The following is a 25,565-nucleotide window of genomic DNA, read 5'->3' on the forward strand; positions in this document are numbered from 1 at the left end:
CATTTCAGGTCGCCGCGGAAGCGGGACGCAACCGCGAAGCGGCGGGGGCACGGGAAGTAGCCAACCCGGGCCCCGCTAGGCTTTTCCCATGCGCGTCCTCGTCACCGTCAAGTTCACGCCCGACCTCCAATCCCACCGCTCGTTCACCGACGGCGCGGTCACGCGCACCGCCGACGACGGCTCCATGAACGAGCTCGATGAGAACGCGGTCGAGGCCGCGCTCCAACTGGTCGAGGCCGCCGGTGAGGGCGAGGTCATCGCGCTCACCGTTGGTGGGCCCGACGCTGTGGCCGCCGTGCGCAAGGCGCTTCAGTTGGGCGTGGGGCGGGCCATTCACGTTTCGGACCCGGCCATCGCGGGCTCCGACGTGTTCGGCACCGCGCGGGTGCTCGCCGCCGCGATCCGGACGGTGCACGAGGACACGCCGTTGGACCTGGTAATCACGGGCATGGCCGCGCTCGACGGGCTTACCTCGATGCTGCCGACCGCGCTCGCGGTGGAGCTGGACTGGGCGCAGCTGACGCTCGCTTCCACGCTCACGGTGAGCGACGGCGTGGCGACCATCGAGCGCCACCTGCCCGATGCGCACGAGACGGTTCAGGCGCCGCTTCCGGCCGTCGTGTCCGTGACCGACGAGGCCAACAAGCCCCGCTACCCCAACTTCAAGATGATCATGGCCGCGCGCACCGCAGTCATTCCCCAGTGGTCTCTTGAGGACATCGGCGTGGTGCCGTCCACGGTGGGCGCGGGCGCGGCGCGCGTGAGCGTGGTCGAGGCGGCGCCGCGAGAGCCGCGCACGCCGGTCATCGTCACTGACACGGGGGAGGGCGGCCGCCAACTTGCCGACTTCCTGCTCGAGAGGGGGCTCGCATGAGCGACGTGGGGCAGAACACTGTTGCGGTGCTCGCGGAGCGGCATGGCGAGCACGTGTCGCAGCCGACGCTCGAGGCGCTCACGCTGGCGGACACGCTCGGCACGCCGGTCGCGGTGTGGCTTGGCGGGGCGCCGTCGAAGAGGCGGTGCAGCAACTGGGCGACTACGGCGCGGTGCAGGTGCGCGTGATCGATGCCGACGTGCGCGTTCCCTCGGTTGCGGCCGCGGCGCTCGCGGCCGCCGGGCATGACGCCGAGGTGTTCATCGTCGTCTCGACGTTCGTCAACAAGGAGATCGTGACCCGGCTGGCGCTCGCGACGGGGGCGGGCGTGGTCGTGGACGCGGCCGGCGCCGAGGTCGTGGACGGTCGCGTGGAGACTACCCAGACAGTCTTCGCGGCCACGTGGAACGTGCGCTCGCGGATCAACAGGGAGCTCGCCATCGTCGCCGTGCGGCCCAACACGACCAACGCGGTCCTCATCGAAGACGCCGCGCTGCCGGCCGTCGTGGACGTTCCCTTCGAGCCTCCGACGGCGCGCGAGACGGTGGTGCACGTCGAGGCCGTGGAGGAAGAGGAGGGCGTGCCTCTGGCCGAGGCGCCCGTGGTGGTTTCCGGCGGACGTGGAACGGGAGGCGACTACACGCTCATCCGCGAGTTCGCCGAACTGCTCGGCGGCGCCGTTGGAGCCTCGCGTGACGCGACGGACGAAGGCTGGATCAGCCACGAACACATGGTGGGCCAGACCGGCACAACGGTGACCCCGGCGCTCTACGTCGCCGCTGGTATCTCAGGGGCGGTGCACCACCGCGGGGGCATGCAGGCGTCGGGGACCATCGTCGCCGTGAACCTGGACCCGGACGCGCCGATCTTCGAGATCAGCGACTTTGGGGTTGTGGGGTCGCTGTTCGACGTGATACCCGACGCGATCGCGCGCATCCGCGAGGTGCGAGGGGCGTAAGTACGGCAGGAGCCGTAGGCAACCCGCGTCCCCAGGCGAGGTAGCGTCGGGCCTTTTCCACAGATTTGCCCTGGTATATCCGCTATGTCAGTGGTCGATGCTTGACTTGACGCATGCAGATTTCCACGGACGCGTTGATCGAGCACGCGACGAGTGTCGCCGCGCTCAACGGCGTGGATCCGGGTTCCTTGAGCGGCGATCAGGCCTCCGATCGGCTGTCCGCGCTCGCGCGCGTGAGGACGGCCACTGAGGCCGTGATGGCGACGTTGGCGCGCCGGCTTGAGGAGCTGTCGACCGTCGACGTGGGGCGCGATCGCTATGCCCGCGCCCAAGGATTCGCGGGCGCGCCAACCTTGGTGGCGCAGAAGGGCCAGATGTCCACGGGCGAGGCCGGCCGGCTCCTTTCGCTCGGCCGGGCAATGGCCGACGCTGATGCCGGGTTGGGCGAGAACGTCCTGGTGGTTGGTGGCGCGGGTGGCAGCTACGACGACTCCGACGTGCTGTTCGAGACCATGTCGCGGGCGGTCGCGGCTGGGGTGCTCGCGTGCGAGAAGGCCACCATGATTCGGGGATTGTTGGAGACGTTGACCGAGCCCACCGTGGCGTTGGAGCAGTCACTGGTGCGGGTGGGCATCCGGTTGGAGCCGAAGGAGCTAGCGCGCCGCTGCGATCGGGAGCTTGCTCGAGATCATGAGGCGCTGCGGGCGCGCGATCGCCGTCAGAAGAAGCAGCGCAGGGTGGCGTTCTTCCGCGATGACGACGGCATGATCGGGATGCGAGGCCGGTTCGACGTCACCACGGGCATCCCTTTGGTCAGTGCCATCGACGGGGAGGTGCGTCGGCAGATGATTGCCGAACGGGAGTTCCCTGAGGATCAGCGCCGAACCGAGGGACAGATTCGTGCGGACGTGTTCGCGGCGATCGCGAACCATGCGATGGGGTGCACCGACGAGGCATCCGGCACCAAGACCGTGATGGTGGTGCAGGTGGACCAAGACGCGCTTTAAGCTGGGGTGGGAGCCGCGACGTGCCAGTCGTGGTCCGGCCCCATCAGCCTCGAGGCCCTGCGGCTGTTCGCGGTGGACATCGCGATCATGCCCGCGGTGATGGGTGGGGCGTCGCTCGCACTTGATCTGGGGCGCGCGAACAGGTGTTTCACCCCGGCGCAGCGCCTCGCGATCGCGCTGCGCGACAAGGGATGCGCCAAGTGCGGCGTTCCGGTGAACTGGTGCGACGTGCACCACATCGTCTTCTGGTCCATGGGAGGCGAGTCGAACATCGACAACGGAGTGATGCTGTGCGTGGGCTGCCACCACCGCCTCCACGAGTACGGCTGGGAGATCGCCGTGGTCGACGGGCACGTCTGGTTCCTGCCGCCCGTGGGCGCCTACCTCGCCCGGGAGTGGATCCCTGCCGTCGCCACTCCCCACGATGCCAGCCCACCCTTTAGCCCCCGCCCCGTACCCGCCTCCGTCTGAGGCGGGGCGCTGGCGTGCGCCAGTTGCGGCGCACAGTGGGGGAGCAGCGCGCAGAGTTCGCCCGGCGGCAAGCGAATCGTCACCCGAGGTTCACCCGCTCGGCGAGCGCATTCGGCGCGAGTCGCATATGGTCGAAGTAGGACAAATTGGACTATGTCCTCATCGCCGTACGGACCAAAGGAGTTCCCATGCGCGCCCACTGGAGCATCTCGCAACGAGCCCTCGCAGGGCTGTCCGCCCTACTGCTGGCCGCAATCGGCGGCGTCATCGCCGTGGCCGCGCCCGCACGGGCGGCGGCCTCGAGCCTGTTCTTCTCCGAGTACATCGAGGGCTCCTCGAACAACAAGGCGCTCGAGATCTACAACGGCACCGGCGCCGACGTGAGCCTCAGTGGCTACAGCGTGGCCCAGTACTTCAACGGCAGCGCCACCGCAGGCCTCACGATCCCGCTCAGCGGCACCCTCGCCGCGGGGGACGTCTACGTCATCGCGCACTCGAGCGCCGACCCCGCGATCCTTGCCCAGGCGGACCTGACGAACGGCTCGGGCTTCTTCAACGGCGACGATGCGATCGCGCTGGTGGGGCCAAGCGGCACCGTTGACGTGATCGGCCAGATCGGCGTGGACCCCGGCACGGAATGGGGGACCGGCCTCACCTCGACGGCCGACAACACCCTGCGCCGACTGCCCACCGTGTGCTCAGGGCGGGCCGACGGCACCACCGCCTTCGACCCCGCAGCCGAGTGGGAGGGGCTCGCCACCAACACCTTTGACGGGCTGGGCGCCCACACTGCTACCTGCGGAGGTGAGCCGAGCGACACCGCCCCCAGCGTCGTCGCCACGTCTCCCGCGAACGGCGCCACCGGCGTCGACGCCGGTGCCCAGATCACGGTGACGTTCAGCGAGGAGGTGACCGTAGCGTCGGGCGGCATTGGCCTCGCGTGCGCCGGAAGCACGGTGGCGGCGACGCTCGCCGGCGGCCCCACGACCTACACGCTGACGCCCGACGCGCCACTGCCCGCTGGTGTCACCTGCACGGTGACGATCGCCGCGAGCGCCGTGAGCGACGTGGACGAGATTGACCCGCCCGACAACCTCGCGGCGGACTTCGCGAGTTCGTTCACGGTGGCGGGCGTGGCGCCCGTGACGCCGATTAGCGCGGTCCAAGGCTCGGGCGAGACTTCGCCTCTCGCGGGCCAGACGGTGACGATCGAGGGCGTGGTCGTTGGGGACTTCGAGGGCCCAAGCCCCGCGCTGCGTGGGTTCTACGTGCAGTCTCAAGACGCAGATGCGGACGCCGATCCCGCGACGAGCGAGGGCGTGTTCGTGTTCAACGGGAACGCCGATTCGGTGAGCCTTGGCGATGAGGTGCGCGTCAGTGGCGCGGTGAGCGAGTTCCAGGGACAGACGCAGCTCACGGCCTCTGGGCCGGTGCAGGTTCTGTCCTCGGGCAACACCGTGACGCCCGCGGAGGTGGCGCTGCCGGTGGCCTCGGCCACGGCTCTCGAGGCAACGGAGGGGATGCTCGTGCACTTTGCGCAACGCCTCTACGTCACCGAGTACTTCCAGTTGGCGAGGTTTGGCGAGGTGGTGCTCTCCGGTGGCGGTCGTCTGGACCAGCCCACCGCCGTCGCCGAGCCGGGAGCGGCGGCGAGCGCCGTGCAGGCGGCCAACGACCTGAACCGCATCAAGATCGATGACGCGACGCAGGCGCAGAACGCGGCGACCATCCTGTTCGCCCGCGGCGGCAACCCCCTCAGCGCCGCCAACCCGCTCCGGGGAGGTGACTACACCGATGGGCTCACCGGCGTGATGACCTACACGTGGGGTGGGGCGAGCGCATCCCCCAACTCGTATCGCGTGCGGCCCGTTGGCGACCTCAGCGACTCGGGGCTCGTGCCGGGCGGCACGGTGCCGATCTTCGACGCGGCCTCGCCCCGGCCGTCGGCCCCCGAGAGCGTTGGTGGCACCCTCAAGGTGGCGAGCTTCAACGTGCTCAACTACTTCCTCACGCTCGACGTCTCCGGCAACGTGTGCGGTCCCGTTGGGTACGAGCAGGAGTGCCGCGGTGCCAACAGCGCCCAGGAGTTTGAGCGTCAGCGCACCAAGCTGCTGAGCGCACTAGACGCGCTCAACGCCGACGTCGTGGGCCTCATGGAACTCGAGAACACGCCCGGCGTGGACGCGGCCGCGGACCTCGCGGCGGGCCTCAACGCCCTCCAGGGAACCGACGTGTGGCACGCGATCGACACCGGGGTACAGGGAACTGACGTGATTCGCGTCGGAGCCATCTACCGGAGCGACAAGGTGACGCCCGCGGGCGCCTTCACGATCCTCGACTCGAGCGTGGACCCGCGCTTCGACGACACCCTCAACCGGCCGACGCTCGCGCAGAGCTTCACGGAGACGGCGACCGGAGAGGACCTCACGCTCGTCATGAATCACCTCAAGTCCAAGGGCTCGTGCCCCGCGGCGGGAACGGATCCCGCCAACGAGGACCACGGTGACGGCGCCGGATGCTGGAACGCGGCCAGGGCGAGCGCCGCCAGCGCCATCGTCGACTGGATCGCCGCCGGCCACGCCGGCAACGGGGACCAGGACGTGGTGCTCATGGGAGACATGAACTCCTACGCCAAGGAGGACCCGATCGACGTCTTCGCGGGCGCCGGTTTCACCGACCTCAGCGCGGGCGGCTACTCGTACGTCTTCGACGGCCAATGGGGCTACCTCGACTACGCGCTCGTCTCGCCGAGCCTGCTGGCCCAGGTCAGCGGCATCACCGAGTTCCACATCAACTCGGACGAGGTTCCGGCGCTGGACTACAACACGGAGTTCAAGTCGGCGGCGCAGATCGACGACCTCTACGCACCGGATATGTATCGCACCTCCGATCACGACCCCGTGCTCCTCGGCGTAGCGCTGCAGGGCGAGCCGAGCCCCGTCTGCTCGGTGGACTACGACGCGTACAGCCTGCTGCGCCCAACCGCCGCCAGCAAGAAGCACCCGGCCACGCCGGGCGCATTCGTGGCGACCGTGCGCGTGACGAACCTGACCGACCAGAAGCTCACCTCGTGGAAGCTCGAGTGGAGCTACGCAAATGGCGAGAAGGCCCTTGTCGCGCTTCCCGGCATCGTCTCCCAGCGTGGCGCCGACGTGACTCTCAAGAACCTGCCATTCGCCGGCACGATCAAGCCGGGCAAGGACACGACCGTTGGACTGCTCGGCACCTATCCAACGTCGCTCGGCGAGCCCACCGAGTTCCGGCTCAATGGAGAACCGTGCGTGGTGGAGTGAGCGCCTCAGCTTCCTAGACTGAGGCCGTGACCGCCCGCACAACCCACTACCTCGACCACGCCGCGACCACGCCCTTGCGCACAAGCGCGCGCGAGGCATGGGCGAGCGCGAACAGTCAGGTGGGCAACCCGTCGTCCCTCCATGCGGCCGGCAGGCGGGCGCGCGCGATCGTAGAGGACGCGCGCGAGTCGGTAGCGGCGAGCCTCGGCGCGCACCCAACCGAGGTGGTGTTCACCTCGGGCGCCACCGAGGCGAACAACCTGGCAATCCAGGGTTCCGCCGCCGCGGTCATCGTCAGTTCGCCCATCGAGCACCACAGCGCGCTCGACCCCGTGAAGTGGCTCGAGTCCGCGGGCGTGGCTCGCGTTCACTGGCTCCCCGTGAGGCCCGACGGCGTGGTTGAGATCGGCGACCTGCCGCCCCTTGGTGACGGGGCCGGGCTGGTGAACCTGCACCTGGTCAATAACGAGACGGGGGTCGCGCAGCCGCTGGCGGAGGCCGTCGAGGCAGCGAGCCGGGCGGGCTATCGCGTCCACACTGACGAGGTGCAGGCCGTCGCGTACCTGCCGGTGGACTTCGCGGCGAGCGGCGTCACGACCATGGCGGTCAGCGCGCACAAACTGGGCGGCCCGGTGGGAGTGGGTGCGCTGCTGGTGCGCCGCGATGCGCGGCTCGCGCCTCTCGCGTATGGGGGAGGGCAGCAGCGCTTCCGCTCGGGGACCTTGGACGCGGCAGGGGCGGCGGCGTTTGCCGTCGCTCTCGCCGAGACGGTCGCGGAGCGGGAGGCCGAGTCGCTGCGACTGCGCGCGCTTCGCGACGGCCTAGCCGCCTGGGTGGCCGGCAACGTGCCGGGCGCGCAGGTCACGGGCTCAGCTGTGGCGACGAGTCCGCACATCCTGCACATCGTCCTGCCTGGCAGATCGGCGGAATCGATGCTCACCGCGCTGGATCTTGCCGGGATCGAGGTCTCGTCCGGCTCCGCCTGCACCGCGGGCGTGGTCGATGCCAGCCACGTGCTCCTGGCGATGGGACGCTCCCAAGCCGATGCAGCGTCGGCCCTGCGCGTGAGCCTTGGCCGCACCACCGTGCCTGAGGACATCGAGGCGCTGAAGCGTGCGCTGCTCGCCCTAGGCTGACCCGCGTGAGCAGCCGGTTCCTCACGCATTGCGGCACCGAGCCCACGACTTCGGCGTCGCGCGGAAGATTGCGCGTCTGGTTCGTGTTGGGACGTGCGAGCGGAGGAGAACTATGCGCGTAATCGTGGTGGGCGGGTCCGGGGCCATTGGCCGCCAGTTGGTGCCCTTGCTGGTAGCCGCGGGGCACGAGGTGGCCGGCACCACCCGGCGACCGGAGCGGGTCGCGGAGATCGAGGCGGCTGGGGCAACGGCCATCGTCGCCGACATCTTCGATGAGGGCTTTGGCGCCGCGCTCGCCGGTTTTCGGCCCGACGCGGTGATCAACCAGGTCACGGACCTCCCGCAGTCTGCGGCTGAGTTGGCGCTCAAGACCGAGGACCAGATTCGCGTGCGCACCCTGGGGTACGACGCCGTGGTCGCAGCCGCACGGGCGGCCGGGGCCGTGCGCTACCTGGCTCAGTCGGTGGCGTTTGACCTCGAGGGCGACGCTGGCCGGGCGGTGCTCAGCCTTGAACGCGGGGCGCTCGAGTATCCGGGAATCGCCATTCGGTACGGCTACTTCTACGGGCCGGGCACCTGGTACGACGGCCCTGCGCCCGAGGGCAAATGGGTGCACATCCGCCACGCGGCCGCGCGGACCGTGGAGCTGCTCACGGCGGAGCCCGGCATCTACGAGGTGCTCGACCCCGCCTGACCGTCCGGCCGTAGCCGGATCCCACGTACCCTTGATGCCGTGAAGGTTCTGGCGGCTTTGAGCGGTGGAGTGGACTCCGCCGTCGCCGCCGCGCGCGCGAAGGACGCCGGTCACGACGTGGTCGGCGTCCATATGGCGCTGTCCCGCAACCGCGACGAGTTCCGCACCGGCAGCCGCGGCTGCTGCTCCATCGAGGACTCGAACGACGCCCGCCGCGCCGCCGACCGCCTCGGCATTCCGTACTACGTGTGGGATCTCAGCGACGAGTTCCATGATCGCGTCGTCACCGACTTCGTCGCCGAATACCAGGCGGGACGCACCCCCAATCCCTGCGTTCGCTGCAACGAGCACATCAAGTTCGACACCCTGCTAGAGCGCGCGGACGCCCTCGGGTTCGACGCCGTGGCAACCGGCCACTACGCGCGCATCGTGATCCGCGAGGACGGCACGCGAGAGCTGCACCGCGCTCGCGACCTCGCCAAGGATCAGTCGTATGTGCTCGCGGTGATGGGCCCGGAGAAGCTGGCCCGCGCCATGTTCCCGCTCGGCGAGTCGGAGTCCAAGCAGGCCGTGCGCAACGAGGCGGCCGCGCGGCTGCTCGGGGTTTCCAACAAGCCGGACTCCTACGACATCTGTTTTGTCGCGGACGGCGACACCAAGAGCTTCCTCGAGCGAGCCATTGGAGAACAGCCGGGGGAGATCGTTGACGAGAACGGCGAGGTCGTCGGCGCTCACGCCGGCGCCTACGCCTTCACGGTTGGCCAGCGCAAGGGCCTTCGCCTGCCGCGGCCGGCCGCCGACGGCGCCCCCCGCTACGTGACGGGCGTCGACACCGTGCGCAACGTCGTCACGGTCGGGCCGGAGACCTTGCTGAGCGTGCGTGAGCTCACGGCCGACGCTGTTGTCTGGCTCGCGCCCGACGTTCCGGCGAGCGAGCCCACCCGTTGCGAGGTGCAGGTGAGGGCGCACGGCGAGGCCGTCCCGGCGTCGGCCGTTGTCAGCGGCGACCGCGTCACGGTGACGCTCGACGAGCCGATGCGCGGCGTTGCTGCGGGGCAGTCGCTGGTGATCTACCAGGGCACCGTGTGCTGGGCCAGGCGACCATCACTCGCTAGGGCTGCGCAGGATCGATGCTTTCGTCCTGGATGAGGAAGTAGGCGTCCGCGGCGGGAAACTGATCCATGCACGCCTCGGGAATGTCGCCGAGGTTCCTGCCAGGGGATCCGCCGCCGGCAGAGAACGAGTCGCCCATGCGGAACTCGTGACCCGCGTAGGTGAGGACCTGTTTGTCGTTGTCCCACGAGGTCAGGCTTCGTGGAAAGACGAGCACGCCGTGCACCGCATCGCCATCCGCGTCGCCCATCACGAGACAACCGTCGTGGAGCACGAGCGTGCCCTGCGCGAGCGCCTCCATCGCGGATCCTCCGTCCCAGTCGTACCTAGCCACGGGGCTATCCGGCGCGTCAAGATCCCCCGAGTCGTGGCCGCAGCCGTTCAGCAGCGCGGCGAGCGCCGCCCCAGCAACTGCGAGCACCACTGGACGCATGCGTAGACCCTGCCACAGCGTCGGGCATAGCCTCAAGGGAAACGGCGTTGGCACAACCGAAGCCCAGCCCCTCAAAGGAGAGAAACCGTGACCTACCAGGCCGATCCCAACCGCTACGACGGTCGCATGCTTTACCGGCGCTCGGGCCGTTCCGGGCTGGACCTGCCCGTGCTGAGCCTTGGCCTGTGGCACAACTTCGGCGGCGACAGGCCGCTCGACGGCCAGCGGGCAATCCTCACGCGCGCGTTCGACCTGGGGATCACGCACTTTGACCTCGCGAACAACTACGGGCCGCCATACGGCTCGGCGGAGGAGAACTTTGGGCGCGTGCTGGCGAGTGATCTCGCGCCGTACCGGGACGAGCTCATCATCTCCACGAAGGCCGGCTGGGACATGTGGCCCGGGCCCTACGGTCAGGGCGGCGGCGGGCGCAAGTACGTGCTCGCGAGCCTGGACCAGTCGCTCGCGCGGATGGGCCTCGACTACTTGGACATCTTCTACTCGCACCGTTTTGACGCGACCACACCCCTCGAGGAGACGGCGGGCGCGCTCGACGCCGCGGTGCGTGCGGGCAAGGCGCTCTACGTGGGCATTTCCTCATACGACGCGGACCGCACCCGCGCCATGGCCGGTCTGCTGCGCGAGCTCGGCACCCCGCTGCTCATCCACCAGCCCAGCTACAACATGCTCAATCGTTGGATCGAGACGGAGGGGCTGCTCGACGCCGCAGACGAGGTGGGCGCTGGGGTCATTGGCTTCACGCCGCTCGCGCAGGGCATGCTGACGGGCAAGTACCTGGGCGGCATCCCGGAGGACTCGAGGGCCGCGGAGGGCTCGTCTCTTGACCGCGACTGGCTCACCGAGGACGTGGTGAGGCGGCTCAACGGGCTCAACGACATCGCGGCGGCGCGCGGTCAGTCGCTCGCGCAGATGGCGATCGCGTGGACGCTTCGCGATACGCGCGTGACCTCGATCGTGACCGGGGCGAGCTCCATGGCGCAGCTCGAGGACAGCGTGGGCGCGCTCGCGAACCTCGAGTTCTCTGCGGACGAGCTGGCCGCGATCGACGCCCTCGCCGAGGACGCCGGCGTTGACCTGTGGGCGGCGCGCGCAAGGGCGAGGTCTAGCCGCTCAGCCCCCGCTGCACGAGCTCCCAGGCCGCCGCCGCCGCCACTTGGGGCCGCGCCTCTCGCGGCGACTGCATGACGATGCCGGCCACCATGCCGATGGCCAGCATGAGGTCGTCAAGCGTGGCCGACGGCCCCAGCAGCCCGTCGTCTGCCGTCATCTTGGTCTCGAGTACGGTTCGAAGCTGCCACTCGAACACGGCCATCCGGTCGTCGGCGTGCTCGGCGCCCACCACGGACAGGAACGCGGCGGTGCCCTCGGTCTGGTGGGTCACGAGGTCGCAGATGTCACGCAGCGTCGAGGCGGGCGACGCCGCGAGCTCGGCGATCTGGGCCATGTTCTCCTCGAAAACGGCCAGCGCGAGCGAGATTCGATCGGGAAAGTGGCGGTAGAGCGAACCCTGGCCAACGCCGGCCCGTCGCGCGACCGCGGACAGGGGAGCGGACATGCCCTGCTCGTCGAACACGGCGCGCGCGGCCGCGATGAGTGCCGCCCGATTCCCCGGGCCCGCGCTCGGTCCCCGGTTGGACTTGCTGGTCTTCGCCGCACTCGTCACAGGCGTAGACTAGCAACCGGACAACGTTGTCCGGTATAGCTGGGAGGAACAGACATGCCAGAGTTTGACGAGGAGGTCGACCTGCTGGTCGGCGGCTCCGGAGCGGCCGCGATGAGCGCGGCGATCGCGGCAAAGAATCAGGGCCTCACGGTGCTCATCGTGGAGAGCACCGACAAATGGGGCGGCACCACATCCATCAGCGGCGGCGGCCTGTGGTTCCCCAACCACCCGGACATGGCCAAGCTGGGCAAGCAGGACTCAATCGAGAAGGCCCTCGAATACATGGACGTCTGCATCGGCGACGTGGGCCCCGCAAGCAGCCTTGAGCGCCGTCGCGCCTACCTCGAGACCATCCCCACGGTCTTCAACCTGTTCCGCTCGCTCGGCCTGAAATGGGCCCTGAGCGCGGACTACCCCGATTACTACCCGGACCGCCCCGGCGGCATGGACGGCGGCCGTGCGGTCGAGACCGAGCCCTTCGACTCCAAGCGCCTCGGCGCGTGGTTCGACGTCTCGCGCGCCAAGGAGGGCGGCGTGCCCATGCCGCTCAAGACCGACGACGTGTGGCTCATGACCCGCTCGTGGTCCACGCTGCAAGGGTTCGGCCGCGCCGCGAAGGTCGTTGGCCGCACCGCGAAGGGCGCGCTCACCGGCAAGAAGCTGGTTGGCCTCGGCGGCGCCTACGCGTCCGGCCTCATGAAGATCGTTCGCGACCTCAAGATCCCCGTTCGCCTCAACACGGCGATCACCGGCCTGGTCAAGGAGGACGGCGTCGTCGTCGGCGCCACCGTGAGCACGCCCGACGGCCCGCGCACCATTCGCGCGAAGGCCGGGGTCATGCTCGGCACGGGTGGGTTTGCGCGCAACACCGAATGGCGCGAGAAGTACCACGGCGTGTCGGGCTTCACGAGCGCCCCGGTCGGCGACATCGGCACCGGCATCCAGGCGGGCATCGACGCGGGCGCTGACGTTGCCCTCATGGACGACGCCTGGTGGGGCGCGAGCATCCCGCTTCCCAGTGGCGAGGCGCTGTTCGTGCTCAACGAGCGCTCGGACCCGTACTCGATCATGGTCGATCAGTCGGGCCGCCGTTTCGTGAACGAGTCGGCCAGCTACATCGACGTTGGCCACGCGATCCTCGAGCGCAACAAGGAGATCCCCGCGATCCCGAGTTGGCTCATCATGGACGCGCGGCACCGCCGCAAGTACCTGTTCAACGCCGCTCTCACGGGCCTCAAGCCGCTCAAGGCGGCGGGCATCTACGTGACCGCGCCCACGCTCGAGACCCTCGCGATCAAGCTGGACATGGAGCCGAGCGTGCTTGCCCAGACCGTCGAGCGCTTCAACGGCTTCTGCGCCACCGGCGTGGACGAGGACTTCGACCGCGGCCGCACCGCTTATGACAACTACTACGGCGACCCCGGAGTCAAGCCGAACCCCAACCTGGGTCCCATCGAGAAGGGCCCGTTCCACGCCGTCCAGATCGTCCCCGGCGACCTCGGCACCAAGGGCGGACTGCTCACCGACGAGCACGCGCGCGTCATCGACACCGACGGCAACGTCATCGAGGGCCTCTATGCCGCGGGCAACACCACCGCGTCGGTCATGGGCCGCACCTACCCGGGCGCAGGCTCCACCATCGGCCCGGCCACCGTATTCGGCTACCTCGGCGCCATCCACGCGGCAACGCGCGTCGGCGTTGCAGCGGCCACCAGCAAGTAAGGGAGGAGACAGCGATGTCAACCACAGGACTCTCAGGCGACACCAGCATCGGCGACTGGTTCAACCACCCGCAGGGCGGCCCCGTGCTGCGCAAGATGCTCGCGGAGAACGGCCAATCCGAGGCCGTCATGAAGCCCGTGCGCCGCTTCGCCATGAAGCGGCTCATCAAGCTCAGCAAGGGCCAGTTCACGCAGGAGATCATCGACGACCTCGTCGCCCAGGCGGAGGCGTATGTGCCCGACGCTGGGGTTACCTCGGCGCCCGAGGTCACCACAGCGTCGGACGCCGCGGCGCCCGCTGTGCCAGAGGCCCCGGAACTTCCCGAGTGGCAGGAGGCCGTCACGGCCGGCCGCTTCACGGGCAAGACCGTCATCATCACGGGCGCCGGTTCAGGCATCGGCAGGGCCACCGCTAGCCGCGTGGCTCGCGAGGGCGGCCGCGTCATCGCGGTGGACGTGGTGGAGGCGGGTCTCAACGAGTTCGCCGACGAGCACAAGACGCACGACGTGGTCGCCGTCCGCGGCGACATCACGAGCGAGGCCGACGTCGCGAAGATCGTCGCGGCCGCCGGTGACACCATCGACGGGCTCGCGAACATCGCGGGCATCATGGACAAGATGGGCGGGCTCGCGGACGTCACGGACGACGTCTGGGATCGCGTTATCGCGGTCAACGTGACGGGCATGATGCGCCTCACGCGCGCCGTGCTCCCGAAGATGCTCGCCGCGCACAAGGGCTCGATCGTGAACATCGCGTCCGAGGCCGGCCTGCGCGGCTCCGCGGCCGGCGTCGCCTACACGGCGTCCAAGCACGCAGTGGTGGGCATGACCAAGTCCACGGCCTTCATCTACGGCCCGCAGGGCGTGCGCGTCAACGCCGTGGCGCCCGGGCCCGTGGCCACGGGCATCGAGGGCACGTTCTCGGATCCCGTTGCCGCGGAGCGCATCATGGCCGCGATGGCCGTGCTGCCTCCCATCGCGGATCCCGAGCAGCTCGCGGCCTCGATCACCTTCCTCCTGAGCGACGACGGCACCAACGTCAACGGCGTGATCCTGCCCTCCGACGGCGGGTGGTCGGCGGTCTAGGCGCACTAGCCTTGAGGGCATGACCTCCCTGGTACTGCGCCGCGTCCGGCTCGTCGGCGAGCAGCACGAGACCGATGTCTCGATCGTCGACGGCCGGATCGCGGCGCTGGGGCCCTCGGTTGCCCGCGCTCCGGGCGCCGAGGAGCTCAACCTCGAGGGGCGCTGGCTCATGCCAGGGCTGTGGGACGCGCACGTGCACTTCACCCAGTGGGCGCGGCACGTGGGCAGGATCGACCTGTCTGGTGCCCGTTCGGCGGCCGACGCTGCCGCCACCCTGCTCTCTCACGTCGGCTCGGCGGGTGGCGGTCCGGTAATCGGTCGCGGCTTCCAGGATGCGCTGTGGTCCGACGCCCTCACCGGCGAGGCGCTCGTCGCGCCCGTTCCCGTGGTCGCCCTCTCGCACGACCTCCACTGCGTGTGGCTCAACGAGGCGGCCGCCAGGCTGCTTGGGGCTCCGCACGCAGGCGTGCTCAGGGAGTCGGATGCGTTCGCCGCGGAGATCGCGCTCGACGCGGCGATGGGCGATGCGGAAGGGCTCGTCACGGCCGCGGCGGCCGTCGCCGCGGCTCGCGGTGTGGTCGGGGTCCGCGACCTCGAGTTCGCGGACAACGTGCCCGCGTGGGCCGCACGGGTTGAACGGGGCCTCACCTCGCTGCGCGTCGAGGCGTGCGTCTACCCCGAGCACCTCGCGGACTCGGACGCGCGCGGACTTCGCGGCGGAGCCGCCGTCCCCGGCACCGAGGGACTCGTGACGGTCGGCGGACTCAAGGTCTTCACCGACGGCGCGCTCAACACGCGAACCGCGCTCACGCACGAGCCGTACGGCGCAGCGGGAGGCGAGCGGGGCGTCGGGCATGCCGCGCACACGGCCGGCGAGCTCGCGGAGCTGTTCACCGCGGCCAAGCAAAGGGGCTCGAGGTGGCCGCTCACGCGATCGGCGACCTCGCGGTGACGCGCGCCCTCGATGCGTTCGCGGCGACCGGTGCGCGCGGCACCATCGAGCACGCTCAGCTCGTCGCCGCTTTGGACCTGCCGCGATTCGCTCAGCTGGGGATCGCGGCGTCCGTGCAGCCCCGGCACGCGATCGACGACCGCGACGTCGCCGACGCCGTGTGGCCCGACCGCGCCGAGCGCGCCTTCCCGTACCGCAGCCTGCACGACGCGGGCGCCCGGCTCCTGCTCGGCTCCGATGCGCCGGTGGCGACCCTGGATCCGTGGGTCACGATCGCCGCGGCCGTCTCCCGCACGGGCGACGAGCGCGAGCCGTGGCACCCCGAGCAGGAGCTCTCCCGCGAGGTCGCGACCGCGGCGTCGGCTCGCGGCGAGATCTCCGTGGGCGCGGTCGCGGACCTGATTACCGTGGAGCTCGATCCGCTCACGGTCGATGCGGCCTTGCTGCGCACCATGCCGGTGGCGCTCACGCTGCTCGGCGGCCGCGTGACGCACGCTGCGATCGGCTGAGCTACTCCTCGTCGTAGGGATCGGCCGCGCCAGGAAGCGGTCGGGCGACGTGGCCGAGCCACGCGACGCTCACGATGATCGCGCCCGCAGCAAGCAGCCCCCACCCGATGTCAGCCTTGAGCAGAGCGGCGCCGGTGAACGCGCCGAGCGCGATGAGCACGATCGCCCCCGCGCGGCGCCGCCACGGCTGGCCCTCGCCGCGGCCGAGCTCGGAGTCCGACGCGAGCCCCGTGAGCGTCGACGTCACCACCACCGTGGTGACGTCCTTCACGGCGATATGCCTGGCAGTTGCCGCCTGACAGCCCATCGCGAGGCCGAGCGCGGCCGTGATCGCGTACTGCAGCGATCGCCCCGGCACCCCGTGCCGAATGTTGCGGCCGCGGCCGCCAAGAGCACCAAACCCACGCCCGCGAAGAGCCAGGTGTGTCGCGAGGTCCAGCCATGAGCGTCGGACCTCAGCACGCGGCCCCCGACCGCCGCACCCACCATGAAAGCCGCGAGGGCCACGACAGGGCCCAGCACCGGCAGGCCCGTGCCGCCAACGAGAGCCATGCCGAGGATCACCACGTTGCCCGTCATGTTTCCCGTGAAGACGCGGTCGAGCCCAAGGTAGCCGACCGCGTCGACGATGCCGGTGGTGAAGGTGAGCGCGAGCATGAGGCCCAGGTGCGTGTTCGCGGGATGACGGCGCAGTGTCTCGACCACCGATTACCTCGCCGTCTTCTCGCGCCTTCGGCGCAGGTGCGCCTTGCAGCAGTAATGTCGGAGCCAAGAATACGGGGGCACCGAGAGGGCGGCGATGACCGAGCCACGCGTCACCACCGATGACGGCTCTGCGCCGCCGCCGGGGCTGGTGGAGGCGGTCCTGTCTCACGAGTCCGCGCGCGTCTCCGGAGACACGAAGGCGCTCGCGGGATTCCTTGAGCGCGGACAGGCCACGCTTCGCGTGGACACCTCCGGCCTGGTTCAGGGGCCCGACGCCATTGCGGCTCAGCTCGCGACGCTCGGCGAGGCGGGGGCGAGTTCCGCGATCGACCTGGTAATCCACCGTGCGGGGCCGGGCGTCTCCCACGTGGTCAGCACGCATCTGTCCGCTCGCGGGGGCAGGGCTACGGTCTCGCAGCTGTGGCGGCAAGGGGATGACGGCCGCTGGCGCATCGCCACCTCGCACGTGTCGACGCCCGGTCCGGCGATCGACTCGCGCGTGTGGCGCCTCGTCGGCTCGCCTCTCGTAGCCGGTTCGGGTGAGGGACCGCTGCGCGGTCTCACCGTCGCGGTCAAGGACCTGTTCGCGGTCGCGGGCGTGCGCCGAGGGGCCGGCGTGCGAGCCGCCCTCGCGTCTGCGCCGCTCGAGTTCGTGACCGCCCCCGCGGTGCGCGCGCTGCTCGATGGGGGAGCCGACGTGGTCGGCATCGCGCAGACGGACCAGTTCGCCTACTCGATCGCGGGGCTGAACCCGGACTACGGAACGCCCCCCGAACCCTGCCGTTCCCGGCTCGATCCCCGGTGGATCGTCGAGCGGTCCTGCGACGGCCGTTGCGCTGGGCCAGGCGAGCATCGGGCTGGGCACCGACACGGCGGGCTCGATCCGTGTTCCGGCCTCGTACCAGGGGCTTTGGGGACTGCGACCCACGCATGGCGCGATCCCGATGCAGGGAGTGGTGCCTCTCGCGCCCTCCTACGACACCGTCGGCTTTCTCACCCGCGACGGCGAGACCCTCCTTGCCGCAGCGTCGGTGGGGCTCGCCGGGGCTCCCTTCGCGCGTCCCGGCCAGCGCGTCGTGGTGCCCGACGCTCCCGTCACCCCGTACCCCGAGGTTCAGGCCGCGTTCCGCGAGGCGACCGCGGCGCTCGCACCCAACGCGGATCGCGTCGCCTTCCCGCCCTTCAACGAGCTGTTCGAGGCGTTCCGCACCACTCAGCAGGCCGAGGCGTGGCGAGCGCACAGCGCATGGGTCTCCGCGCACCCCGGCGCGCTCGCGCCCGACATTGCCGCGCGCTTCTCCGAGGCGTCGAGCGTCACGAGCAGCCACGAGGCACAGGCCATCATCCAGCGCGACCGGCTCGCGGAGATCCTCGACGAGCTGCTTGGCGACTCGCTGCTGCTCATCCCCGCGGCCGCGTCGGCGGCGCCGCCGCTGTCCGCGAGCGACGAGGAGCTCGAGCACGCCCGGCAGGCCACACTCGGCCTGACCACCATCGCCGGGCTGACCGGGCGGCCGGCGGTGTCGATTCCGCTCATGCGGGTGCCGGCCGGGCCCGTGGGCATCTCGCTCGTAGGCCCGCGTGGGAGCGACATGTCGCTCATCCGCACCGCGATCACGTGGGCGCGCAACATCGGAGTCATCCGCGTAGGTTGACCAGATGGGCTCGCTCGTCTACCTGATGATCACGTCGGCCGACGGGTACACCGCGGACGCCGACGGCAACTTCGACTGGGCCACGCCAACGCCCGCCCTCCACGCCCACGCCGAGCACTTCACGCGCGGCCTCAGCGGGCAGATCTACGGCCCGCGGATGTGGGAGACCATGCGGGTCTGGGAAGACATCCGCCCCGGCGACGGGCAGGACTACGGCGACATGGCCGAGGTCATGTACTCCTATGGCGAGGCCTGGCGGTCCCTTCCGACCCACGTGTTCGACAGAAGCCAAGGCAACCCCCTCACGGGTGACCGTCTGCGCGAACTCAAGGCAGCGTCGGGCGGGCCGTTGAGCATTGGCGGCCCCGGTCTCGCGGCGGTGGCTGTGCGCGAGGGCGAGGTAGACGAGGTGGCGCGCTATGTGGTGCCGCATGTGACTGGCGGGGGACGCCATGGTGGCCGCGCGATGTGGGCGCGAGGCTCGAGCTCGTAGGGCATGCGAGGGTCGACGCGGGGTGGGTCTACCTGCGCTACCGGGTCCTTTGATACGGTCAACCAGGCACCAAGAGGGGGGTGAAGGAGGCACCCTCGTGGGAAGGCTCGTGTACTCGATGCTCGTCAGCGCGGACGGGTTCGTGAACAGCCCGGACGGCTCGTTCGACTGGGCCGATCCAGACGACGAGGTGCTCGATTTCATCACCCAGCGCATGCGCATGGTTGGCACCTACCTCTATGGCCGCCGCTACTACGAGACCATGACAAGTTGGGCGAACCTCCGTGCGGTCCCGGGCCTCAGCGAACTCGACTATGCGTTCTCGGACCAGTGGAACGCGACCACGAAGTACGTGTATTCGCGAACGCTCCAGGATGCGCCGACGCCCAACACCCACATGCGTGCGGCGATCGACGTTGACGAGATCGCCGCGCTCAAGGCCGCGAGCGAGAAGCACATCACCGTGGAGGGCACTCAGATCGCGCGCGCATGCCTTGAGGCGGGAGTCGTCGACGGAATCTCCGCGTACGTTGTCCCCATCGCGACCGGAGGCGGGACGCCGCTTTTCCCGCTTGGGCTGCCGCTGGAGTTGACCCTCGTCGATGAGGTGCGGTTCCCGAGCGGCATCCTCAATCTGCGGTGGGACGTGTCGAGGTAGGTCCGCGCCTCACAGGTTGTTCGCCGAGAAGTGCATCCAGTCGTCGAACGTGCCCCAGTTGCCGCCCCACGACCAGCCGATTTTGTTGAACTCCGTGATGACTTGGCGCTGCGACTCGATCATGCCCGGCCGGATCCATGACCGATCGGTGTACGCCGTGGCGAGTTCCGGGAAGACGTTCTTGTCGCGATACCAGGGGTTTTGGAACGGATTGATGTCGATCGCGAGCCCGCTCGCGTGCGCGGACCACGTGGTGTAGCCGCCCGTAGTGCGGCGGCATTCGAAGGAGATGGTGACGTTCTGGTCGCCGAAGTGCTCGCCGTTCACCTCTTCGTTCGTCGTGACCCGCATCTCCTCGATGGGGAAGCGGTGCTCGTACATGTACTTGAAGACGCCGACGGCCTTCTTGGCCCAGGCCGCGCTGATGAGCATCTCGCCCGTGTGCGGCTTGTTGTCGAATCCCCAGAAGGGCATCACCACGTAGGAGAGGTCGCTGCTCTTCACCGGGCATTCCTTGCGCCAGCTGGAGCGGGCGAGCACATCGTCCGGAACCGGGGAGATCGTCGCGAACCATGCGTCGTCCTCGGGATCGGGGAGCGCGCTCGGTCCGGGCTCGAGCTGCCTGTTGACGAGCTCCGGGGGAGTGGCGCCCGGCTTCGCGAGCCCGTTCTTGCGCAAGGGAAGCGCCTCGGTGCCGAGAGACTCCGGCCGCGCAAAGGGATTGGCGACGAGGGTCGGGTCCGAAGAGATGCTCACCACGGGTTCGGGCGTGGCCGTCGCCGTGGTCGTGGCCTGGACGGTCACCGTAGCGGTCGGCACGGGCGCCGGCGAGTGCGTGCAGGCGGACAGGGCGAGGCCCACGACGGCAGCACCGCCGAGGGCCCGCATGAGTGTCCGCATTGGGACACGGTACCCGGCCCAGCGGCATGTCAGGGGGCCGTGGTGGAATAGAGAGGTGACCGACCCTCGCGCGCGCCACCAAGAACTCATTCAAGAGATCGAGGCGCACCGTCATGCCTATTACGAACTCGATCAGCCCACCGTTTCCGACTCCGAGTACGACGCGCTCGAGCGCGAGCTGCGCGCGCTCGAGGCCGATTACCCCGAGCTGGCGACGCCGGACAGCCCCACGCAGACGGTGGGCGGCGCGGTAGCCTCCGGCTTCGCGTCCGTGAAGCACCGCGAGCGCATGATGAGCCTCGACAACGCGTTCTCGATCGCCGACGTCGAGGCCTGGCTCGCGCGCGTCTCCCGCGATGCGGGGAAGCAGGACTTCGTGTGCGAGCCCAAGATCGACGGGCTGTCGATCTCGCTCACGTTCGAGGATGGCGAGCTGGTGCGCGGGGTCACCCGCGGCGACGGCACCGTGGGTGAGGACGTCACGGCGAACGTCATGACCATCGCCGGGCTCCCGCATGCGCTCAGCGGTGACCACGTCCCGCGACTGGTCGAGGTTCGTGGTGAGGTCTACCTGCCCGTCGCCGCGTTCGAGGCGCTCAACGAGGCGCTGCTCGAGGAGGGCAAGGCGCCGTACGCGAACCCGCGCAACACGGCGGCGGGATCCCTGCGGCAGAAGGACCCAACTGTCACCGCCGGCAGGCCGCTGGCCGTGACCACGTACGCGCTCGGCGCGCTCGAGTGGGGGGACGCGGCCGCAGACGAGCGCCTCTCCACCCAATACGGCATCTACGAGGTGCTTTCCTCGTGGGGGCTGCCGGTGACGGACCTCGCAAAGGTGGTGGGCAGCGTCGGGCAGGCGGAGAAGTACCTGCGGGAGCTCGAGGACAAGCGGCACTCGCTCGTCCACGAGATCGACGGCGCGGTGCTCAAGGTCAACGACCGATCGGTGCAGGCGCAGCTCGGCTCCACGAGCCGCGCGCCCCGGTGGGCCATCGCGTACAAGTTCCCTCCCGAGGAGGTCCACACCGTCCTCGAGGACATCCGCGTCGACGTCGGCCGCACGGGCCGCGTCACGCCCTACGGCGTCATGACGCCCGTGACCGTGGCCGGGTCCACGGTGACCTTCGCGACCCTGCACAACGCGCATGAGGTCAAGCGCAAGGGCGTCCTCATCGGCGACACGGTGGTGCTGCGGAAGGCCGGGGATGTCATCCCGGAGATCGTGGGCCCGGTGGTCGCGGCGAGGACCGGCAAGGAGACCGAGTGGGTCATGCCGACCGACTGCCCCGCGTGCGGCACCACGCTCGCGGAGCAGAAGGCGGGAGACAAGGACCTGCGTTGCCCCAACAGTGAGTTCTGCCCCGCCCAGATCGTGGACCGCATCGCGTTCATCGGTTCAAGAGGAGCGATGGACGTCGAGGTGCTCGGGGAGAAGGCCGCAGCCGCGCTCGTGGACTCGGGGGTGCTCGCGAACGAGCGCGGGCTGTTCTCGCTCTCCGAGGAGGAGCTGCTGCGGGTGCCCCTGTTCGTCACTAAGGACGGCGCGCTCGCGGCCAACGGCCACAAGCTGCTCGCGAACCTCGACGCGGTGAAGGCTCAGCCGCTGTGGCGCGTGATCGTGTCGCTCAGCATCCGCCACGTCGGGCCAACCGCTTCGCGCGCGCTCGCCGCAGCGTTCGGGTCCATGGCCGACGTTCGGGCCGCCTCGATCGACGAGCTCGCCTCTGTTGACGGAGTGGGTCCCGTGATCGCCGAGTCCGTGCAGGCATGGTTCGAGGTGCCATGGCACGTGGACATCGTGGACGCGTGGGCCGCCGCAGGGGTGCGGATGGAGGACGAGCGCGACGACTCGACTCCGCAAACCCTCGCCGGGCTCACGATCGTCGCCACTGGCTCCCTTGCGGGCTTTACCAGGGACTCCGTCACCGAGGCGATCGTGAGCCGCGGCGGCAAGTCGGCATCGTCGGTGTCGAAGAACACCGACTTTGTGGTCGTGGGGAGAACGCAGGGTCCAAGGCAGCCAAGGCCGAGCAGCTGGGCGTGCCGATGCTCACGGAGGAGCAGTTCGTGACCCTGCTCGAGGGAGGTCCGGAGGCTCTCTCCTAGGCGCGGGGGGCGGCGCTGAGGCGGCACGCGACAAAGCGAGGTGACTGTGCAGCCGCACGCGCCGTCGGGCTGAATGCTTGCTCCGCGCTAATGTTGGCCCATGGCAGTGCGAAACGTTACGCGTGCAGCGAAGCCGCGCGAGGAGACCGCGCGCAAGCGTAAGGAGATCCTGCGCGCGGCCACTGACGTGTTCGGATCCAAGGGCTACACCAAGGGATCGCTCGCCGACATCGCCGAGCAGGTGGGCATGACGCACGCCGGAGTGCTGCACCACTTCGGATCCAAGGATGCGCTGCTGCTCGAGGTACTCGTGTATCGCGACGAGACGGACGTCGAGCACCTCGAAGGACGGCACATACCAGGGGGTTTGGACCTCTTCCGGCACCTCGTGACCACCGCGCGGCTCAACGAGCAGCGCCCTGGAATCATCCAGGCGTTCGCGGTGCTCTCCGCCGAATCCGTGACGGACGATCACCCCGCGAAGGAGTTCTTCCGCAAGCGCTACGAGACCCTGCGAGGCGAGGTCAAGGAGGCGCTCACCGAGATCTGCGATCCCACGGATCCGCCGCGCGCGGAGGAGCTCGACTTCGCGACCGCCAGCATCATCGCGGTGATGGACGGCCTGCAGATTCAGTGGCTGCTCGCGCCAGACCAGGTGCGCCTGGCGCAGTCGTCAGCGTTCGCGATCGACGCGATCCTGGCTGCCGCGATCCAAGGTCACCGCCGCAGCGTTATGTAGCTCAACCGGTGCTTACCGGCGCGCCCGGCCCCCACGGAATGCCGAGCGCGAACCATGCGACGAACAGCGCCGTCCAGGTGATGAGGATCCACATCGTGTACGGGATCATCAGCGCGATCACCGTGCCGATCCCGGAGTCCTTCTTGTAGCGCTGGGCGATCGTCACGATGAACGGCAGGTAGACCATGAGCGGGGTCAAGACGTTCATGGGGGAGTCACCCACGCGGTAGGCGGCGAGAAGGGTCTGTGGCGCCACGTCCAGCTGCGCGAAGATCGGCACGAAGATGGGCGCGAAGATGGCCCACTTGGGCACCACACCAGGCAGGATGATGTCGAGCACCACGATGACGAGGATGAACAGTACCAGCAGGATCACGGCGGGCACGTTCGCGTTCTCGAGAATGTGCGCCACCTCCACCGCTGCGACCGTTGGCAGGTTGGACCACGAGAACAGAGCGATGAACTGCGCGATCATCACGAACATCACGAGCAGGCCGCCGAGCGTGCCGAACGTCTTGGCCACGGCGCCCACGGTCGCGTCCCCACCGCGAAGGGTCTTGGCGCCGTATCCGTACGCGATGCCGCAGACGAGGAACGCAAGCGAGATGATGAAGATGAGGCTCGCCATGAACGGGGTGGCGCCGATGAGTTCCCCGGTCGCATTGTCGCGAAGCGGGGCGTTCGGCGGCAGGGAGAGCGCGCTCACGAGCACGACGACCGCGAGCAGGGCCCACGCCGCCCACTTGAGCCCGCGAGCCTCCGCCACCTCGTCTACCTCGTCGTCGGGGTTGAGGCCGCTGCCCTCCGGCGGCACGTAGGTGCCAAGCCGCGGTTCCACGATCTTGACGGTCACCCAGGTGGCGACGACGGCGAGCACGATCGACGACACGATCGAGAAGTAGAAGTTCGCTGTCACGTCAAGGGGTTCCATGCCCGTGGGCAGCACCTCATTGGTGATCTCGGTGATCATCGAGTCCACGGGCGTGATGAGCAGGTTGACCGCGAAGATCGCGCCAACACCGGCGAACGCGCCGCCATGCCTGCGAGCGGATGTCTGCCGACAGAGAGGAATGCGGCGGCCGCTAGGGGTATCAGGATGAGATACCCGGCGTCGCTCGCCACCGATGACAGGACGCCGACGAAGATCAGCAGGAAGGCGAGGATCCTGGCCGGGGCCACCTTGACGATCTTGCGAATGAGGGCCCCCATGAGGCCCGCCTGTTCCGCGACGCCAACGCCCGCCATCGCGATGAGCACCACCGCCACCACACCAAACCCGGCGAAGTTCGCCACGAAGCTGGCGAAGAACATCTCGATGCCATCGCTGCTCAGCAGCGATCGCACCGGGATCTCAACCTCTTGAGTTATGTAGTCGGGGAGGATCACCTCTTGCCCGGTGGTGATGTCCCAGGGGACGATCATCCCGCCGAGCGCCTCGTTGATGGTCGCCAATTCGGATTTGGGGACCTGGGTCACGATCTCGTCCGTCACCGACACCTTGGCCCACGCCAGGATCGCGGACAGCACCGCCACGATGGCGATGAGGTACAGGAACATGATCGTGGGGTTCGGAACCTTGTTCCCCAGATTCTCGATCTTGTCCAGAAACCCGCTCTTCGCGGGGGCTTCGGCAGTCGCAGTCATGGTGACCCCTTTCCAGTCGCGAGCCTATTGGGTTGCGGGCCCGCGCGCCCACAGATACGGCGAGGTATCAGGGAAAGCCCGGGTAGCGTCGGGCAAGCGCGGCTGGGTAGATTGGCCCTGCTGGGGAGCGCGAAAGGGGACGGTATGGCGGGCACGATTCGGGTGATTCAAGCGGACGAGCAGGTGCGTCTCCAGGAAATCGGCGCGCTCACCGCGCTCGCCTACCTCTCGGACGCGCTCGTCGACAACGCCCACCCCTATATCCCCGCGCTCCGGGATGCGCACGCCCGCGCTGAGAAGGCCATCCTGCTCGCGATGGCGGACGGGGAGCGCGGAGAGGGCGCGATCGTCGGCACGCTCACGGTGGTGCCGCCCGGCAGCCCGTTCATCGAGCGAGCGGGATCCGGAGAGTTTGAGCTGCGGATGCTCGCGGTGTCTCCCATGGAGCGCGGCCGCGGCATCGGCGCCGAGCTCACGCTCTACGGGGTCAAGCTCGCGCAGGAGCAGGGCGCAACGGGAATCGTGCTGTCCACGATGGAGACGATGCACGCGGCGCACCGGCTCTATGAGCGGCTGGGTTTTGTGCGGCGCACCGACCTCGACTGGGTTGTGCAGGACAACCCCGACGGCACCGTGACTCCCGTTGACCACGCCCCCGACGCCTCCGCGGGTGAGGTGCGGCTGCTTGGCTACTCGTGGGACATGACGAGGACGGTCTAGCCCAACCCTGCCTT

At 69.2% G+C, this 25,565-nt stretch carries 20 protein-coding genes and 6 pseudogenes; 20 read left to right on the forward strand and 6 right to left on the reverse strand.

Going from position 1 to position 25,565, the window contains the following annotated elements; translation table 11 throughout:
* Positions 1-88: 88 nt before the first annotated feature.
* The 9 genes and pseudogenes from NVV57_09190 (at position 89) to mnmA (ending at position 9,548) form a co-directional block, all read left to right on the forward strand.
* Positions 89-874: an electron transfer flavoprotein subunit beta/FixA family protein gene (locus NVV57_09190; protein ID MCR6712847.1), complete on the forward strand. Its 786-nt coding sequence runs from the start codon at positions 89-91 to the stop codon at positions 872-874.
* Positions 871-1,062 (forward strand): hypothetical protein, encoded by a 192-nt coding sequence (locus NVV57_09195; GenBank protein ID MCR6712848.1) that lies wholly within the window; start codon positions 871-873, stop codon positions 1,060-1,062. The genes NVV57_09190 and NVV57_09195 overlap by 4 nt, the downstream gene beginning before the upstream one ends.
* Positions 1,020-1,832 carry an electron transfer flavoprotein subunit alpha/FixB family protein gene (locus NVV57_09200; GenBank protein MCR6712849.1) on the forward strand — a complete coding sequence of 271 codons (813 nt, stop codon included), beginning with the start codon at positions 1,020-1,022 and terminating at the stop codon, positions 1,830-1,832. Before NVV57_09195 ends, NVV57_09200 begins: the two co-directional genes overlap by 43 nt.
* Positions 1,833-1,945: 113 nt before the next feature.
* Positions 1,946-2,839 carry a 13E12 repeat family protein gene (locus NVV57_09205; protein ID MCR6712850.1) on the forward strand — a complete coding sequence of 298 codons (894 nt, stop codon included), beginning with the start codon at positions 1,946-1,948 and terminating at the stop codon, positions 2,837-2,839.
* 6 nt (positions 2,840-2,845) lie between these two features.
* Complete coding sequence (locus tag NVV57_09210; GenBank protein ID MCR6712851.1) at positions 2,846-3,310, forward strand: HNH endonuclease; 465 nt, start codon at positions 2,846-2,848, stop codon at positions 3,308-3,310.
* Between the two features lie 188 nt (positions 3,311-3,498).
* Positions 3,499-6,603: an ExeM/NucH family extracellular endonuclease gene (locus NVV57_09215; GenBank protein MCR6712852.1), complete on the forward strand. Its 3,105-nt coding sequence runs from the start codon at positions 3,499-3,501 to the stop codon at positions 6,601-6,603.
* Between the two features lie 26 nt (positions 6,604-6,629).
* Positions 6,630-7,739, forward strand: coding sequence for a cysteine desulfurase (locus NVV57_09220; protein MCR6712853.1), 1,110 nt, complete (start codon positions 6,630-6,632; stop codon positions 7,737-7,739).
* A gap of 112 nt (positions 7,740-7,851) precedes the next feature.
* Entirely contained in the window at positions 7,852-8,433 is a 582-nt protein-coding gene (locus NVV57_09225) for an NAD-dependent epimerase/dehydratase family protein (GenBank protein ID MCR6712854.1), read from the forward strand.
* A 39-nt stretch (positions 8,434-8,472) separates the two neighbouring features.
* Positions 8,473-9,548, forward strand: a pseudogene (gene mnmA / locus NVV57_09230) (tRNA 2-thiouridine(34) synthase MnmA).
* On the opposite strand, the gene NVV57_09235 reads toward mnmA, so the two are convergent.
* Complete coding sequence (locus NVV57_09235; GenBank protein MCR6712855.1) at positions 9,545-9,979, reverse strand: hypothetical protein; 435 nt, start codon at positions 9,977-9,979, stop codon at positions 9,545-9,547. The pseudogene mnmA and the gene NVV57_09235 sit on opposite strands and share 4 nt — an antisense overlap.
* Before the next feature lie 87 nt (positions 9,980-10,066).
* On the opposite strand from NVV57_09235, the pseudogene mgrA reads away from it, so the two are divergent.
* Positions 10,067-11,080 (forward strand): annotated as a pseudogene (gene mgrA / locus NVV57_09240) (L-glyceraldehyde 3-phosphate reductase).
* Between the two features lie 22 nt (positions 11,081-11,102).
* On the opposite strand, the gene NVV57_09245 reads toward mgrA, so the two are convergent.
* Positions 11,103-11,663 (reverse strand): TetR/AcrR family transcriptional regulator, encoded by a 561-nt coding sequence (locus NVV57_09245; GenBank protein ID MCR6712856.1) that lies wholly within the window; start codon positions 11,661-11,663, stop codon positions 11,103-11,105.
* Positions 11,664-11,717: 54 nt separating this feature from the next.
* On the opposite strand from NVV57_09245, the gene NVV57_09250 reads away from it, so the two are divergent.
* The 3 genes and pseudogenes from NVV57_09250 (at position 11,718) to NVV57_09260 (ending at position 15,931) form a co-directional block, all read left to right on the forward strand.
* Complete coding sequence (locus tag NVV57_09250) at positions 11,718-13,385, forward strand: FAD-binding protein (GenBank protein MCR6712857.1); 1,668 nt, start codon at positions 11,718-11,720, stop codon at positions 13,383-13,385.
* A gap of 14 nt (positions 13,386-13,399) precedes the next feature.
* Positions 13,400-14,470 carry an SDR family oxidoreductase gene (locus NVV57_09255; GenBank protein ID MCR6712858.1) on the forward strand — a complete coding sequence of 357 codons (1,071 nt, stop codon included), beginning with the start codon at positions 13,400-13,402 and terminating at the stop codon, positions 14,468-14,470.
* A 169-nt stretch (positions 14,471-14,639) separates the two neighbouring features.
* Positions 14,640-15,931: pseudogene (locus NVV57_09260) on the forward strand (amidohydrolase family protein).
* Between the two features lies 1 nt (position 15,932).
* Here the strand turns inward: NVV57_09260 and NVV57_09265 are convergent.
* Positions 15,933-16,238, reverse strand: a complete 306-nt coding sequence (locus tag NVV57_09265) for a DUF1275 family protein (protein MCR6712859.1) — start codon at positions 16,236-16,238, stop codon at positions 15,933-15,935.
* Positions 16,199-16,636: a DUF1275 domain-containing protein gene (locus NVV57_09270; GenBank protein MCR6712860.1), complete on the reverse strand. Its 438-nt coding sequence runs from the start codon at positions 16,634-16,636 to the stop codon at positions 16,199-16,201. Before NVV57_09270 ends, NVV57_09265 begins: the two co-directional genes overlap by 40 nt.
* Before the next feature lie 499 nt (positions 16,637-17,135).
* On the opposite strand from NVV57_09270, the pseudogene NVV57_09275 reads away from it, so the two are divergent.
* The 4 genes and pseudogenes from NVV57_09275 to NVV57_09290 all read left to right on the forward strand — a co-directional run bounded on the left by NVV57_09275 (position 17,136) and on the right by NVV57_09290 (position 19,442).
* Positions 17,136-17,342: pseudogene (locus tag NVV57_09275) on the forward strand (amidase).
* 88 nt (positions 17,343-17,430) lie between these two features.
* The gene (locus NVV57_09280) at positions 17,431-18,291 is read left to right on the forward strand and encodes an amidase family protein (protein MCR6712861.1); all 861 of its coding nucleotides are present in this window, start codon (positions 17,431-17,433) and stop codon (positions 18,289-18,291) included.
* A gap of 4 nt (positions 18,292-18,295) precedes the next feature.
* Positions 18,296-18,784, forward strand: coding sequence for a dihydrofolate reductase family protein (locus NVV57_09285; protein MCR6712862.1), 489 nt, complete (start codon positions 18,296-18,298; stop codon positions 18,782-18,784).
* Between the two features lie 97 nt (positions 18,785-18,881).
* Entirely contained in the window at positions 18,882-19,442 is a 561-nt protein-coding gene (locus NVV57_09290) for a dihydrofolate reductase family protein (protein ID MCR6712863.1), read from the forward strand.
* A gap of 9 nt (positions 19,443-19,451) precedes the next feature.
* Here NVV57_09290 and NVV57_09295 read toward each other — a convergent pair whose 3' ends face one another.
* Entirely contained in the window at positions 19,452-20,342 is an 891-nt protein-coding gene (locus NVV57_09295) for a M15 family metallopeptidase (protein ID MCR6712864.1), read from the reverse strand.
* A gap of 55 nt (positions 20,343-20,397) precedes the next feature.
* Here NVV57_09295 and ligA point away from each other — a divergent pair.
* Both ligA and NVV57_09305 read left to right on the forward strand, forming a co-directional pair.
* Positions 20,398-22,448, forward strand: a pseudogene (gene ligA / locus NVV57_09300) (NAD-dependent DNA ligase LigA).
* Between the two features lie 100 nt (positions 22,449-22,548).
* Positions 22,549-23,187, forward strand: coding sequence for a TetR/AcrR family transcriptional regulator (locus tag NVV57_09305; GenBank protein MCR6712865.1), 639 nt, complete (start codon positions 22,549-22,551; stop codon positions 23,185-23,187).
* Position 23,188: 1 nt separating this feature from the next.
* On the opposite strand, the pseudogene NVV57_09310 reads toward NVV57_09305, so the two are convergent.
* Positions 23,189-24,744: pseudogene (locus tag NVV57_09310) on the reverse strand (AbgT family transporter).
* 231 nt (positions 24,745-24,975) lie between these two features.
* On the opposite strand from NVV57_09310, the gene NVV57_09315 reads away from it, so the two are divergent.
* Positions 24,976-25,551: a GNAT family N-acetyltransferase gene (locus NVV57_09315; GenBank protein ID MCR6712866.1), complete on the forward strand. Its 576-nt coding sequence runs from the start codon at positions 24,976-24,978 to the stop codon at positions 25,549-25,551.
* The last annotated feature ends 14 nt before the right edge of the window (positions 25,552-25,565 follow it).

The sequence above is a fragment of the Demequina sp. genome, assembly GCA_024707205.1.
GTDB lineage: Bacteria > Actinomycetota > Actinomycetes > Actinomycetales > Demequinaceae > Demequina.

Excerpts from the sequence above, each read along its gene's own strand:
- NVV57_09190 (MCR6712847.1), top strand. The coding sequence starts at position 89 with ATGCGCGTCCTCGTCACCGTCAAGTTCACGCCCGACCTCCAATCCCAC.
- NVV57_09195 (MCR6712848.1), top strand. The coding sequence starts at position 871 with ATGAGCGACGTGGGGCAGAACACTGTTGCGGTGCTCGCGGAGCGGCAT.
- NVV57_09205 (MCR6712850.1), top strand. The coding sequence starts at position 1,946 with ATGCAGATTTCCACGGACGCGTTGATCGAGCACGCGACGAGTGTCGCC.
- NVV57_09215 (MCR6712852.1), top strand. The coding sequence starts at position 3,499 with ATGCGCGCCCACTGGAGCATCTCGCAACGAGCCCTCGCAGGGCTGTCC.
- NVV57_09225 (MCR6712854.1), top strand. The coding sequence starts at position 7,852 with ATGCGCGTAATCGTGGTGGGCGGGTCCGGGGCCATTGGCCGCCAGTTG.
- NVV57_09235 (MCR6712855.1), bottom strand. The coding sequence starts at position 9,979 with ATGCGTCCAGTGGTGCTCGCAGTTGCTGGGGCGGCGCTCGCCGCGCTG.
- NVV57_09250 (MCR6712857.1), top strand. The coding sequence starts at position 11,718 with ATGCCAGAGTTTGACGAGGAGGTCGACCTGCTGGTCGGCGGCTCCGGA.
- NVV57_09255 (MCR6712858.1), top strand. The coding sequence starts at position 13,400 with ATGTCAACCACAGGACTCTCAGGCGACACCAGCATCGGCGACTGGTTC.
- NVV57_09265 (MCR6712859.1), bottom strand. The coding sequence starts at position 16,238 with ATGGGCTGTCAGGCGGCAACTGCCAGGCATATCGCCGTGAAGGACGTC.
- NVV57_09285 (MCR6712862.1), top strand. The coding sequence starts at position 18,296 with ATGGGCTCGCTCGTCTACCTGATGATCACGTCGGCCGACGGGTACACC.
- NVV57_09295 (MCR6712864.1), bottom strand. The coding sequence starts at position 20,342 with ATGCGGACACTCATGCGGGCCCTCGGCGGTGCTGCCGTCGTGGGCCTC.
- NVV57_09305 (MCR6712865.1), top strand. The coding sequence starts at position 22,549 with ATGGCAGTGCGAAACGTTACGCGTGCAGCGAAGCCGCGCGAGGAGACC.
- NVV57_09315 (MCR6712866.1), top strand. The coding sequence starts at position 24,976 with ATGGCGGGCACGATTCGGGTGATTCAAGCGGACGAGCAGGTGCGTCTC.